Source organism: Leclercia sp. LSNIH3 (assembly GCF_002935105.1).
GTDB lineage: Bacteria > Pseudomonadota > Gammaproteobacteria > Enterobacterales > Enterobacteriaceae > Enterobacter > Enterobacter adecarboxylatus.
The window spans coordinates 1504612-1518094 of sequence record NZ_CP026387.1 but is presented as its reverse complement, the minus strand read 5'-3'; the positions used below and the strand labels follow the sequence as shown (position 1 = coordinate 1518094).

The 13483-nt window shown below is 55.8% G+C and carries 14 protein-coding genes; 11 read left to right on the top strand and 3 right to left on the bottom strand.

Annotated elements, in window-relative coordinates:
- Positions 1 to 28 precede the first annotated feature (28 nt).
- From C3F35_RS07400 to nqrM, 7 genes are read left to right on the top strand one after another with little or no spacing between them, the layout of a single operon-like run.
- Positions 29 to 1372, top strand: a complete 1344-nt coding sequence (locus tag C3F35_RS07400; RefSeq protein ID WP_103793499.1) for a Na(+)-translocating NADH-quinone reductase subunit A — start codon at positions 29 to 31, stop codon at positions 1370 to 1372.
- A 3-nt stretch (positions 1373 to 1375) separates the two neighbouring features.
- Positions 1376 to 2614, top strand: a complete 1239-nt coding sequence (locus C3F35_RS07395; protein WP_077226798.1) for an NADH:ubiquinone reductase (Na(+)-transporting) subunit B — start codon at positions 1376 to 1378, stop codon at positions 2612 to 2614.
- Positions 2607 to 3401 (top strand): Na(+)-translocating NADH-quinone reductase subunit C, encoded by a 795-nt coding sequence (locus tag C3F35_RS07390; RefSeq protein ID WP_103793500.1) that lies wholly within the window; start codon positions 2607 to 2609, stop codon positions 3399 to 3401. Before C3F35_RS07395 ends, C3F35_RS07390 begins: the two co-directional genes overlap by 8 nt.
- Positions 3394 to 4032 carry an NADH:ubiquinone reductase (Na(+)-transporting) subunit D gene (locus C3F35_RS07385; protein WP_032616678.1) on the top strand — a complete coding sequence of 213 codons (639 nt, stop codon included), beginning with the start codon at positions 3394 to 3396 and terminating at the stop codon, positions 4030 to 4032. The genes C3F35_RS07390 and C3F35_RS07385 overlap by 8 nt, the downstream gene beginning before the upstream one ends.
- A gap of 6 nt (positions 4033 to 4038) precedes the next feature.
- Entirely contained in the window at positions 4039 to 4635 is a 597-nt protein-coding gene (gene nqrE / locus C3F35_RS07380) for an NADH:ubiquinone reductase (Na(+)-transporting) subunit E (RefSeq protein ID WP_103793501.1), read from the top strand.
- An 11-nt stretch (positions 4636 to 4646) separates the two neighbouring features.
- The gene (nqrF, locus tag C3F35_RS07375; RefSeq protein ID WP_103793502.1) at positions 4647 to 5870 is read left to right on the top strand and encodes an NADH:ubiquinone reductase (Na(+)-transporting) subunit F; all 1224 of its coding nucleotides are present in this window, start codon (positions 4647 to 4649) and stop codon (positions 5868 to 5870) included.
- Entirely contained in the window at positions 5870 to 6085 is a 216-nt protein-coding gene (nqrM, locus tag C3F35_RS07370) for a (Na+)-NQR maturation NqrM (protein ID WP_059308677.1), read from the top strand. The genes nqrF and nqrM overlap by 1 nt, the downstream gene beginning before the upstream one ends.
- Positions 6086 to 6116: 31 nt before the next feature.
- On the opposite strand, the gene C3F35_RS07365 is transcribed toward nqrM, so the two are convergent.
- Complete coding sequence (locus tag C3F35_RS07365) at positions 6117 to 6962, bottom strand: glycerophosphodiester phosphodiesterase family protein (RefSeq protein ID WP_103793504.1); 846 nt, start codon at positions 6960 to 6962, stop codon at positions 6117 to 6119.
- A 159-nt stretch (positions 6963 to 7121) separates the two neighbouring features.
- Between C3F35_RS07365 and dinB the strand changes: the two genes are divergently transcribed.
- Positions 7122 to 8180: a DNA polymerase IV gene (dinB, locus tag C3F35_RS07360; RefSeq protein ID WP_103793512.1), complete on the top strand. Its 1059-nt coding sequence runs from the start codon at positions 7122 to 7124 to the stop codon at positions 8178 to 8180.
- Positions 8181 to 8273: 93 nt separating this feature from the next.
- Here the strand turns inward: dinB and pepD are convergent, their stop codons facing one another.
- A complete protein-coding gene (gene pepD, locus C3F35_RS07355) occupies positions 8274 to 9731 on the bottom strand; it encodes a cytosol nonspecific dipeptidase (protein WP_103793505.1) in 1458 nt (485 codons plus the stop codon).
- 260 nt (positions 9732 to 9991) lie between these two features.
- On the opposite strand from pepD, the gene gpt reads away from it, so the two are divergent.
- The 3 genes from gpt (at position 9992) to crl (ending at position 12253) form a co-directional block, all read left to right on the top strand.
- A complete protein-coding gene (gene gpt, locus C3F35_RS07350; RefSeq protein ID WP_032616685.1) occupies positions 9992 to 10450 on the top strand; it encodes a xanthine phosphoribosyltransferase in 459 nt (152 codons plus the stop codon).
- Positions 10451 to 10549: 99 nt separating this feature from the next.
- Positions 10550 to 11794, top strand: a complete 1245-nt coding sequence (frsA, locus tag C3F35_RS07345; protein ID WP_059308674.1) for an esterase FrsA — start codon at positions 10550 to 10552, stop codon at positions 11792 to 11794.
- A 57-nt stretch (positions 11795 to 11851) separates the two neighbouring features.
- Positions 11852 to 12253 carry a sigma factor-binding protein Crl gene (gene crl, locus C3F35_RS07340; RefSeq protein ID WP_032616687.1) on the top strand — a complete coding sequence of 134 codons (402 nt, stop codon included), beginning with the start codon at positions 11852 to 11854 and terminating at the stop codon, positions 12251 to 12253.
- Positions 12254 to 12319: 66 nt separating this feature from the next.
- Here the strand turns inward: crl and phoE are convergent, their stop codons facing one another.
- Positions 12320 to 13372, bottom strand: a complete 1053-nt coding sequence (gene phoE / locus C3F35_RS07335; RefSeq protein WP_103793506.1) for a phosphoporin PhoE — start codon at positions 13370 to 13372, stop codon at positions 12320 to 12322.
- Between the last annotated feature and the right edge of the window lie 111 nt (positions 13373 to 13483).

The window sequence follows — 13483 nt, the reverse complement described above, 5'->3', positions numbered from 1 at the left end:
CGGTTACTCATGGATATCAACTAACACTATGATTAGAATCAGAAAAGGACTTGATTTGCCGATTTCTGGCATCCCTTTACAGCAGATATTGCCTTCTGCAACACCCCGCCATGTGGCGATCATGGGGGACGACTACATTGGTATGCGTCCCACCATGCTGGTGCAGGAGGGCGATAGCGTTACTAAGGGCCAGGCGTTATTCGAGGATAAAAAAAATCCCGGCGTCCTCTTCACCGCACCCGCCAGCGGGACGGTGGTGGCCATTCATCGTGGCGAACGTCGCGTGCTGCAATCGGTGGTGATCCGGCTTGAAGGCGATCGGCAGCGCGAATTTACCCGCTACGATGTCGCCGATCTCCCCTCGCTCACCCGTCAGGCTGTACAAGCGCAACTGCTGGAATCAGGGTTGTGGACGGCGCTGCGTACCCGTCCTTTCAGCAAAACGCCGGTGCCCGGCACTATGCCGGCCGCCATCTTTGTCACCGCGATGGATACCAACCCGCTTAGCGCTGACCCGCAGCCTCTTATTCTGGCGCAGCGTCAGGCATTCGATGCCGGGCTGACCCTTCTCACGCACCTGACGGACGGCAAAGTGCATGTTTGCCAGGAGAACGGCGGCAAGCTGGGCGGGCATCCTCAAGGAAAGGTAACGTTTAATACCTTCGCCGGGCCGCATCCGGCAGGGTTGCCAGGCACGCACATCCATTTCCTGGAGGCCGTCAGCCTGACCAAACAGGTCTGGCATCTTAACTACCAGGACGTTATCGCCATCGGCAAACTGTTCACCACCGGCGAGCTGTATACCGATCGGGTTATCGCTCTGGGCGGCCCACAGATGCGCAACCCTCGGCTGGTGCGCACCTGCCTGGGCGCAGACATCAATGACCTGCTGGTGGACGAAACCCTGGAGGGCGAAAACCGCCATATTTCGGGGTCTGTGCTGAGCGGCAGGCATGCAGTAGGTGCCCATGCTTATCTTGGGCGTTTTCATTTACAGATAAGCGTGGTGAAAGAGGGACGCGAGAAAGAGCTGTTCGGCTGGGTAATGCCCGGCAAAGAGAAGTTCTCCGTTACCCGCACGACGCTGGGCCACTTCCTGCGCAACAAACTGTTTAACTTCTCCACGGATACCCATGGCGGCGAGCGGGCTATGGTGCCCATCGGTAACTACGAGCGCGTAATGCCGCTCGACATCCTGCCGACCCTGCTGCTACGCGATCTGCTGGCGGGCGATACCGACAGTGCCCAGGCGCTGGGCTGCCTCGAACTGGATGAAGAAGATCTGGCGCTGTGCACCTACGTTTGCCCCGGTAAATACGAATACGGACCCGTATTGCGCGAGGTGTTAACCCGCATTGAGCAGGAAGGATAACTGATGGGCCTGAAACATCTCATTGAAAAGCTGGAGCCGCATTTTACCCACGGCGGCAAGCTGGAAAAGTATTACCCGCTATTTGAAGCGACCGCGACGTTGCTCTATACGCCAGGCCAGGTCACAAAAGGGGCTGCGCACGTGCGCGACGCCATCGACCTCAAGCGCATGATGATCCTCGTCTGGTTCGCAGTGTTCCCGGCGATGTTCTGGGGTATGTATAATGTTGGTCTGCAAACGATCCCCGCGCTGACGCATCTTTATGATGCCCAGCAGCTGTCGCAGGTTATCGCAGGCGATTGGCACTACCGGGTGGCGCAGATGCTCGGCGTCAGCTTTACCCCGGATGCTGGTTGGATCAGCATGATGACGCTGGGAGCGGTCTATTTCCTGCCTATCTACCTGACGGTATTTTTGGTCGGCGGCTTCTGGGAAGTGCTGTTCGCGATTATCCGCAAGCATGAGATCAACGAAGGCTTCTTTGTTACCTCCATTCTGTTTGCCCTGATTGTTCCTCCGACCTTGCCTCTGTGGCAGGCGGCGATGGGTATCAGCTTTGGCGTGGTGATGGCGAAGGAGATCTTCGGTGGCACCGGACGCAACTTCCTTAACCCGGCTCTGGCCGGACGGGCGTTCCTGTTCTTTGCCTACCCGGCGCAGATCTCTGGCGATCTGGTCTGGACGGCAGCGGACGGTTTCTCTGGTGCGACGCCACTGTCGCAGTGGGCCGCCCATGGCGGCGAGTCGTTGATCAACAACGCGACCGGCCAGCCAGTGAGTTGGTTCGATGCCTTTATCGGCACCATTCCTGGCTCGATCGGGGAAGTTTCCACGCTGATGATCCTGATTGGCGGGGCCATCATTCTGTTTGGCCGCGTCGCCTCCTGGCGCATTGTGGCGGGTGTAATGCTCGGCATGATCCTCACTGCCACGCTGTTTAACCTGATCGGCTCAGCCACCAACCCGATGTTCGCCATGCCGTGGTACTGGCATCTGGTACTGGGCGGTTTCGCCTTCGGCATGATGTTTATGGCGACCGACCCGGTTTCGGCCTCGTTCACTAACAAAGGGAAATGGTGGTACGGCGCGCTTATCGGGGTTATGTGTGTCCTGATTCGTGTCGTCAACCCGGCCTACCCGGAAGGAATGATGCTGGCGATCCTGTTCGCCAACCTGTTTGCGCCGCTGTTCGATTACCTGGTGGTGCGTGCCAACATCAAACGGAGGAAGGCGCGTGGCTGAGATGAAAAATAATGACAGCATCGGCAAGACGCTGATGGTGATCATCGTACTGTGTCTGGTCTGTTCCATCGTGGTGGCAGGCTCTGCGGTAGGGCTTAAGCCTCGCCAGCAGGAGCAACGCGCCCTCGACAAGCAGCGTAACATTCTGGCAGTAGCGGGCCTGATGCAGGGCGAAATGAGCGCCGAGGATGTGGCGGAACTCTTCGCTGAACGCATCACACCGCGTCTGGTCGATCTCAATACCGGCGAGCTGCTGGAGAGCGATCCGGCCAGCTATAACCAGGCGCAGGCGCTGAAAGATCCGCAGCGCAGCACTGAACTGGAGGCCAGCCAGGATCCCGCTGGCATCAAACGTCGCAGCAACACAGCAGAGATCTACCTGGTGCGCGATGAGCAAAAGCGCGTTCAGGAGCTGGTTCTTCCGGTATATGGCAACGGGCTATGGTCGATGATGTACGCCTTCGTCGCTCTCAACACCAATGGCCGTACGATTAAAGGCATCACTTATTACGATCAGGGGGAAACCCCGGGGCTGGGCGGCGAAGTGGAAAACCCGGCCTGGCGAGCGCAGTTTGTGGGCAAAAAAGTGCTGGATGATAACGGCCAACCGGCTTTGAAAGTGATAAAAGGAGGCGCGCGTTCGGGTGATGAGTACGCCGTTGATGGCCTTTCCGGCGCCACCCTGACCTCAAACGGCGTTCAGCACAGCTTTGATTTCTGGATGGGTGAGCTGGGTTTTGGACCCTTTCTTAAAAAGGTACGTGAAGGAGAGCTGAACAATGGCTGATGCGGGCGAACTGAAAGAAGTTAAACGGGTTCTTATCGGGCCGCTCATCGCCAACAACCCGATCACCCTGCAGGTACTGGGCGTCTGTTCGGCGCTGGCGGTGACTACCAAACTGGAAACCGCCGTGGTGATGACCCTGGCGGTAACCCTGGTGACGGCATTTTCCAGCATGTTCATCTCGATGATCCGCCATCACATCCCCAACAGCGTGCGCATCATCGTGCAGATGGCGATTATCGCCTCGCTGGTGATCGTGGTGGATCAGTTGCTGCGGGCGTTTGCCTACGAAACTTCAAAGCAGCTGTCGGTGTTTGTCGGCCTGATTATCACCAACTGCATCGTAATGGGACGCGCAGAGGCCTATGCCATGAAGATGCCGCCGCTGGCCAGCTTTATGGATGGGATCGGCAACGGTCTCGGCTATGGCGTGATCCTGCTGACGGTCGGTTTCCTGCGTGAGCTGATCGGTAGCGGCAAGCTGTTTGGCATCACCGTACTGGATACCGTGCAAAACGGTGGCTGGTATCTGCCGAACGGTCTGTTCCTGCTGGCCCCCAGCGCGTTCTTCATTATCGGTTTGCTGATCTGGGCGGTGAGAACCTGGCGCCCTGAGCAGCAGGAAAAGGAGTAACCGACAATGGCTCATTACCTGAGTTTGTTTGTGCGGGCGGTGTTTGTTGAAAACATGGCGCTCGCGTTTTTCCTCGGCATGTGTACGTTCCTTGCCGTGTCTAAAAAGGTATCGACCGCCTTCGGGCTGGGCGTTGCCGTCACGGTGGTGTTAGGGCTGTCGGTTCCGATTAACAACCTGGTCTTTAACCTGGTGCTGCGCGACGGTGCGCTGGTTGACGGGGTTGATCTGAGCTTCCTCAACTTCATCACCTTCATTGGCGTCATTGCGGCGCTGGTGCAGATCCTTGAGATGATCCTTGATAAATACTTCCCGTCACTCTACACGGCGCTGGGGATCTTCCTGCCGTTGATCGCCGTGAACTGCGCCATCTTCGGCGGCGTGTCGTTTATGGTACAACGTGATTACAACTTTACCGAGTCGGTGGTGTACGGCTTCGGCTCTGGTATTGGGTGGATGCTTGCCATCGTGACGATGGCGGGTCTGCGCGAAAAAATGAAGTATGCCAACGTGCCGGCCGGGTTGCGCGGCTTAGGGATCACCTTTATCACCACCGGGCTGATGGCGCTGGGCTTTATGTCCTTCTCCGGTGTGCAGCTGTAAGGGCAAAATAGATGGAAATTATACTTGGCGTAGTGATGTTCACGTTGATCGTGCTGGTGCTCTCAGGGCTGATTCTGGTGGCGCGGTCAAAGCTGGTGAACTCCGGCGATGTGATCATCGAGATTAACGATGAGGCGGATAAGCAGATCCGCACCCCTGCAGGTGACAAGCTGCTGAACACGCTTTCCGGCAATGGCATTTTTATCTCTTCTGCCTGCGGCGGCGGCGGTTCCTGCGGGCAATGCCGGGTCACGGTCAAAGAGGGCGGCGGGGATATTCTGCCGACCGAGCTGTCGCACATTAGCAAGCGTGAGGCGAAAGAGGGCTGTCGTCTGGCCTGTCAGGTGGCGGTGCGCCAGGACATGAAGATTGAACTGCCGGAGGAGATCTTCGGCGTGAAAAAGTGGCAGTGTGAAGTTATCTCCAACGATAACAAAGCCACCTTCATTAAAGAGCTGAAGCTGCGCGTTCCCGATGGCGAAGATGTGCCGTTCCGTGCGGGCGGCTACATTCAGATTGAATGCCCGGCGCATACTGTCGCGTACAAAGACTTTGACGTTCCTGACGAGTACCGCGGTGACTGGGATAAATTCAACCTGTTCCGCTTTGTCTCTGAGGTCAAAGAGCCGACGCTGCGCGCCTACTCCATGGCCAACTACCCGGAAGAGAGGGGCATCATCATGCTCAACGTGCGTATCGCCACGCCGCCGCCGGGCGTACCGGATGCGCCGCCGGGGATCATGTCGTCTTATATCTGGTCGCTGAAAGCGGGTGATAAGGTCACCATCTCCGGTCCGTTTGGTGAGTTCTTTGCCAAAGAGACCGACGCCGAAATGGTCTTTATCGGCGGGGGCGCCGGGATGGCGCCGATGCGCTCGCACATTTTTGATCAGCTTAAGCGCCTGGGCAGTCAGCGTAAGATCAGCTTCTGGTACGGCGCCCGTTCGCTGCGTGAAATGTTCTATCAGGAGGAGTTCGAACAGCTGGCGCGCGACAACCCGAACTTCAGCTTCCACATTGCGCTCTCCGATCCGCTGCCGGAAGACAACTGGACCGGTTATACCGGGTTCATTCATAACGTGCTGTATGAAAACTATCTCAAACATCATGCCGCCCCGGAAGACTGCGAGTTCTACATGTGCGGGCCGCCGATGATGAACGCCGCTGTCATCAAAATGTTGCAGGATCTCGGTGTAGAGGATGAGAACATCATGCTGGATGATTTTGGAGGCTGATGATGATGACCTTCTTGCTGACCTTTGCGATGTTTGTGCTGGTGGTGTTTGGCATGTCGCTCGGCTGGTTGATTAAGCGCAAAAGCATTCAGGGCAGCTGCGGCGGCATCTCCTCGCTGGGGATGGAAAAAGTCTGCGATTGCCCGGAGCCGTGCGACGCGCGTAAAAAGCGTATTGCACGAGAAGCGCAACGCCAGCAGAACCGGATCCTCTGAATAATACAGGCCGCGACAGCGGCCTGCTTTTTTACTTAAGCCAGGCGCTGGCCTGCGCGGGCGAATCCACCATCACGCCGTCAGCCCCCAATGCTTGTGCTTTCTGGTAATCCTCTGCGGAGTTAACACCGAGCAGGATCACATGGGCATTTCCCTGAGAACGGAAACAGTCCATCGCCTCCTTATCCCACGTCAGGGTTGCCGGGGAGATACCATCCCCCAGCGTGAATTTCTCCACCACCTCTACCTTGCGATTCAGTTCCAGCCCGTACCAGTACGCATCCATTTTCTTTGCCGGCGTCTGGCAAACGTGGTTCAGTGAGATATTCGCCAGCCGGGTGCGTGTTTCACTGCGGGTGACAAAGCGCGGCACTTCCGCAGGCAGCGCATCCAGATAGCGATCCTCTGTGGAATATACGCGAACACGCGTCAGGCCGTTGGTCTCTTTCAGCACGCTAAGAAGCTGTTTACCCATCTCAGCCGGATCGGCGTCGGGAGATTTAATATCGATGTAAAACGGGGTGTCAGGCCAGCGTTCAAGCACCGCTTTCAGGGTTGGAATTGTGCTCCCGGCGACCTTTTCTTTCCATTTAGCCCCGGCATCAACTGTCGCCAGCTCCGCTTGGGTGTACTGCGAGATCTTTCCCTTTGCTGTGGTTAATGCGCTGAGATCGCTGGGACGATAAAGCACCGGCACACCGTCACGGCTGAGCTGCACGGTGACCCAGATAGCCTGAGCGCGGTTTTCCAGCGCCAGCTGGATCGCCGGAAGGGTATTCTCCGGCGCGTCGGCGGTTCCTCCACGGTGAGCAATCATTTGTGGGCTGGCCCAGGCGGAGGTGGTGAGCACAAGTGAGGCGATAATCATTTTTTTCATGAATAATTTTCCATTTTAAATCATGTAATTCAATGAGTTGTAAATGCTTGATGGCGTATTCTTGTACCACGCTTTAATGACAGGAGTGAGACGGTAAATCTGCTGACGCATTTTTTGCACTTTGTTATACTGTGCATAATTACAGGTGTGGTGACGATGATGCGCAAGATAATCCATGTCGATATGGACTGTTTTTTCGCTGCGGTAGAGATGCGCGACAACCCGGCGCTGCGGGATATCCCCATTGCCATTGGCGGCAGCCGTGTGCAGCGCGGGGTGATCAGCACGGCCAACTACCCGGCACGTAAGTTTGGCGTGCGCAGCGCCATGCCGACCGCAATGGCGTTAAAACTGTGCCCGCACCTGACCTTATTACCCGGACGTTTCGAGGCCTACAAAGAAGCGTCCCACCATATCCGCGAGATTTTTTCCCGCTACACCTCTCTGATTGAGCCTCTGTCGCTGGACGAAGCCTATCTGGATGTCACCGACAGCCTGCACTGTCACGGCTCTGCCACGCTGATGGCCCAGGAGATCCGCCAGAAGATTTTCGATGAATTACAGCTCACCGCCTCGGCGGGCATTGCGCCGGTAAAATTTCTCGCCAAAATCGCCTCGGATCTCAATAAGCCCAACGGCCAGTACGTCATCACCCCGGATGAGGTGCCAGCGTTTATCAAAACGCTGCCGCTCGGCAAGATCCCCGGCGTGGGGAAAGTCTCTGCGGCAAAGCTGGAGAACATGGGGCTGCGAACCTGCGGAGATGTACAGAACAGCGATCTGAGCATGTTGCTTAAGCGCTTCGGTAAGTTTGGCCGGGTGCTGTGGGAGCGGAGCCAGGGCATTGATGAGCGCAACGTTAACAGCGAGCGGCTGCGTAAATCCGTGGGCGTTGAACGGACACTGGCCGAGGATATTCACGACTGGGCAGACTGCGAAGCCATTATCGTCGGGCAGCTTTACCCGGAGCTTGAGCGTCGACTGGCAAAGGTCAAACCGGATCTGCTGATTGCCCGCCAGGGGGTAAAACTCAAGTTTAACGACTTCCAGCAAACCACCCAGGAACACGTCTGGCCGCGGCTGAACAAAGAGGATTTGATTGCGACCGCCAAGAAAACCTGGGAAGAGCGTCGGGCAGGGCGGGGAGTACGGCTGGTGGGGTTACATGTCACTCTGCTGGATCCGCAGCTTGAGCGGCAGCTGGTGCTGGGGCTGTAAAAAAGCCCGGTGGCGCTCACGCTTACCGGGCCTGATACGATGTGTGACCCTCAGGCCCGGCAAACGCAGTGCCGCCGGGCAACTGTCGGCGGATTACTTCGCCGGGATCGCTTTCAGCAGTTCCGTCAGCAGGGTCCAGTAATGGCCCACGCTTTCGATATGCACCTGCTCATCCGGGCTGTGCGGACCGGTAATGGTTGGCCCGATGGAAACCATATCCATATCCGGGTACGGTTTCTTGAACAGACCGCACTCCAGACCCGCGTGGATCACCTGAATGTTCGGCGTGCTGTTGAACAGACGCTGATAAGTTTCACGCACCAGCGCCATCACCGGTGAGCTTGCGTCTGGCTGCCAGCCCGGGTAGCTGCCCTTGGCGTTGGTTTGCGCACCAGAGAGTTTGCCCAGCGATTCCAGCATGCTCACCACATAATCTTTACCGCTGTCGATCAGGGAGCGGATCAGGCAGATGATCTCTGCGCTGTCGTCAGCCATGGTCACCACGCCGACGTTCAGGGAGGTTTCAACCACGCCTTTCGCCACGTCAGAGTTGCGGATCACGCCGTTCGGGGTCGCGTTCAGCAGTTGAACAAAGCGATCACGCGACTCTTCAGTCAGTGCAGCTTTATCCGTTGTGACAGCTTCCAGCACCACGGTCAGGTTCTTCTCTTTCGCTTCCAGTTCGTTTTTCAGGATATCGAGATAAACGGTAGCGAGCTTTTTCAGCGCATCGGCTTTGTCTGCGGCAACGGCCACGGTGGCGAAAGCTTCGCGTGGGATTGCGTTACGCAGCGTACCGCCGTTGAAATCCACCAGACGCAGATCCAGCTCGGCAGCGTGGCCAGCCAGGAAACGGGCCAGCAGCTTGTTGGCATTGCCTAAACCTAAGTGAATATCACCGCCGGAGTGGCCGCCCTTCAGCCCTTTCAGCGTCAGCTTGAAGGTCTGGAAGCCTGCCGGGATCGCTTCGCGGGTCAGCGGCAGCGTGGAGATAAAGTCGATACCGCCCGCGCAACCCATGTAGATTTCGCCTTCCTCTTCGGAGTCGGTATTGATCAGGATATCCGCCTGCAGCCAGTTCGGTTGCAGACCAAAGGCGCCATCCATACCGGCTTCTTCGGTCATGGTCAGCAGTACTTCTAGTGGACCATGCTCAACGCCATCGTCTGCCAGCACCGCCAGCGCAGAGGCCATACCGATACCGTTATCCGCACCCAGAGTGGTGCCGCGGGCTTTAATCCACTCGCCGTCGATGTACGGCTGAATCGGATCTTTGGTGAAATCGTGTACGGTGTCGTTGTTCTTCTGTGGAACCATGTCCAGGTGCGCCTGCAGCACAACCGGTTTACGGTTTTCCATCCCGGCGGTGGCCGGTTTACGGATCAGAATGTTGCCAACCTGGTCGCGTTCGGCGTGCAGCCCTTTTTCCTTCGCCCAGCCCATGATGTGTTCGGCAAGCTGTTCTTCGTGATAAGACGGGTGAGGAATTGAGCAGATTTTGGCAAAAATATCCCACAGCGGTTGTGGCGATAATTGAGACAGTTCAGACACAGTAAGTCTCCTTGTCGAGAGCCTGCAGACAATGTTGCAGGTCACGGGGTTAGCAGGTTTAGAGTTACCACAAGTCAGACTTGCGAGGTGGGTTCGAGAATACCACTTTCTCTGTCGGCTGGTAGGGGTAAGCAAGTAAAAACTCCGGGCGGAACCGCTTAGCACTGGTTTTTAGTGCTTCAGATCTCTATAATCTCGCGCAACCATTTTCCCCCTCGAACACTTTTTAAGCCGTATATAAACAGGCTGGGACAATTCACATGAGCGAAAAATACATCGTCACCTGGGACATGTTGCAGATTCATGCACGTAAACTGGCTGCACGCCTGATGCCATCCGAACAGTGGAAAGGCATTATCGCTGTTAGCCGCGGTGGCCTGGTACCGGGGGCATTGCTGGCACGTGAGCTGGGTATTCGCCATGTCGATACCGTATGCATCTCCAGCTACGACCATGACAACCAGCGTGAGCTGAAAGTGCTGAAACGCGCCGAAGGCGATGGTGAAGGTTTCATCGTGATTGACGATCTGGTTGATACCGGCGGTACGGCAGTGGCCATCCGCGAAATGTATCCTAAAGCGCATTTCGTCACCATCTTCGCTAAGCCAGCAGGTAAACCACTGGTTGACGATTATGTAATTGATATCCCGCAGGATACCTGGATCGAACAGCCATGGGATATGGGCGTCGTTTTCGTCCCACCGATTTCAGGCCGCTAATCCCTACATTTTTAACGCCCGGTGATGCCGGGCGTTATTTTTTTCGCCGTTGTCGCGTTACAATGATGCCCTCTGACGTATCTTAAGAGGCAGCGCGCAATGTCCCAGGCGAATCTCAGCGAAATTCTCTTCAAGCCCAAATTCAAACATCCGGAAACCTCGACGCTGGTTCGTCGCTTTAACAGTGGCGTACAACCGGCCGTGCAATCGGCGCTGGATGGCAAAAACGTCCCGCACTGGTATCGCATGGTCAACCGTCTGATGTGGATCTGGCGCGGCATCGATCCCCGTGAAATTCTGGATGTGCAGGCGCGTATCGTAATGAGCCAGGCCGAACGGACAGACGACGATCTGTACGACACGGTGGTGGGCTATCGCGGCGGCAACTGGATCTACGAGTGGGCAAAACAGGCGATGATCTGGCAGCAAAAGGCGAGCCAGGAAGACGATCCCCTGTTAAGCGGCAAGCACTGGCTGCATGCCTGTAACCTCTACAGCATCGCGGCTTACCCACACCTGAAAGGCGATGAACTGGCGGAGCAGGCGCAGGCGCTGGCGAACCGTGCTTACCAGGAAGCGGCCCAGCATCTGCCGGGTCAGATGCGCGAACTCACCTTTACCATTCCCGGCGGTCCGGCGGTGACCGGCTTCCTGCATACACCTCCAGGCGACGGCCCCTTCCCGACGGTGATGATGTGTGGCGGCCTCGACTCGCTGCAAACCGATTACTACAGCCTGTATGAACGCTACCTGGCGCCGAAGGGGCTGGCGATGCTGACGCTCGACATGCCGTCGATTGGCTTCTCGTCAAAATGGAAACTGACTCAGGATTCCAGCTTGCTCCACCAGCATGCCCTGAAATCGCTGGAGCAAAATCCGTGGGTGGATCACACCCGGGTGGCGGCGTTTGGCTTCCGCTTTGGCGCTAACGTCGCCGTGCGTCTGGCCTATCTGGAATCCTCACGCCTGAAAGCGGTGGCCTGCCTCGGGCCGGTGGTGCATGCGCTGTTAAGCGAACCCGCACGACAGGGCCGCGTGCCGGAAATGTATCTTGATGTACTGGCCAGCAGCCTGGGCATGCACGATGCCTCCGATGAGGCGCTGCGCGTGGAACTCAATCGCTACTCCCTGAAAACGCAGGGATTGCTGGGTCGTCGCTGCCCGACGCCGATGCTTTCGGGCTTCTGGAAAAACGATCCCTTCAGCCCGGAAGAGGAGTCACGCTTAATCACCTCGTCATCTGTCGAGGGTAAGCTGCTGGAGGTGCCGTTTAGTCCGGTGTATGAAAATTTTGACAAGGCATTACAACAGATTGCGCGTTGGATCCATCAGAGACTGTGTTAAGAGATTGCTAATTTCTTGAGGTTTGGTACAACAGTGGCTTCATAAAAGGAGATCGCAATGACGTTACCGAGTGGACATCCGAAAAGTAGAATGATCAAGAAGTTTATGGCTCTTGGCCCCTACATCCGCGAAGAGCAGTGCGAAGAGAATCGCTTTTTTTTCGACTGCCTGGCCGTGTGCGTTAACGTAAAGCCAGCGCCGGAAAAGCGCGAATTCTGGGGATGGTGGATGGAAATGGAAGCCGAAGCGTCACGCTTCACCTATAACTACCAGTTTGGCCTGTTCGATAAAGAGGGCCACTGGCAGGCGATGGCGATTAAGGATCCTGAAGTGGTCCAGCGCCTTGAGCATACCCTGCGTGAATTCCACGAGAAAGCCCGTACATTGCTGGCGACGTTCGATCTGAAACTCGAACCTGCTGACGACTTTACCAACGAACCGGTTAAGCTGACCGCTTAACGCCTGGCGTAAAAACAGACAATAAAAAACCCGGCCATACCGCGCCGGGTTTTTTATTTCGCGAAATCAGAACTGGTAGGTCATGCCCAGGGCAACGATATCATCGCTGCTCACGCCCAGTTTATTATCGTCATCAATCTGGTTGATTTTATAATCAACAAAGGCCGACATATTTTTGTTGAAATAATAGGTCGCGCCGACGTCGATATATTTCACGATATCTTCATCACCGATGCCTTCAATATCCTTGCCTTTAGACTGGACATAACCCAGAGATGGGCGCAGACCAAAGTCAAACTGATATTGTGCAACCGCTTCGAAGTTCTGCGCTTTATTGGCGAAGCCACCGGAGATTGGCGTCATATTACGCGTCTCGGTATACATGGTTGCCAGGTAGAGGTTGTTCGCGTCATATTTCAGACCGGTGCCCCAGGCTTCGGCTTTTTCACCTTCGCCACGTGCCAGCAGGTTCTGGGCATTGGTGCGGTCAGAGTTGGTGTAGGCGCCGCTGATGGCAAAATCGCTGCCGCCGAAATCATAGCTCAGAGCCGTACCGAAGCCGTCGCCGTTCTGTTTCTTCGCTTCGCGGCCTTCGTTTTTACCCTGATATTGCAGGGTCAGGTCCAGGCCATTAATGGCGCCGAAGAAGTCGGTATTACGGTAGGTCGCCAGACCGCTGGCGCGTTTGGTCATGAAGTTGTCGGTCTGTCCAGAGGAGTCACCGCCGAATTCCGGGAACATATCAGTCCAGGCTTCGACGTCATACAGGGCGCCGAGGTTACGACCGTAGTCGAATGAACCGAAGTCTTTCAGCTTGATACCGGCGAAGGCCAGACGGGTTTTCTGTGTCGCGTCGCTTTCAGCTTTATTGCCGGAAAATTCAGCTTCCCAACGGCCATAGCCGGTCAGCTGTTCGTTAATTTGGGTTTCGCCTTTAAAGCCGAAACGCGCATAAGTTTGGTCACCATCTTTGGCATCATCATCGCTGAGATAATGCATTGCTTTCACTTTACCGTACACGTCCAGTTTATTGCCGTTTTTATTAAATACTTCGGCTGCCTGTACAGATGAAGATGCCACAATGCCCATTACCACTAATGCCAGAGTACTCTTTTTCATTTTCAATCCTGGTTTCTTATAAACGCGCTAATATTCGCTGAACAGTAAGCTCAAGCTTTTGTTCCGTGAAAAAACAGGAAGGGTTTTAACGTTATGAAGTGAACGTTTTAT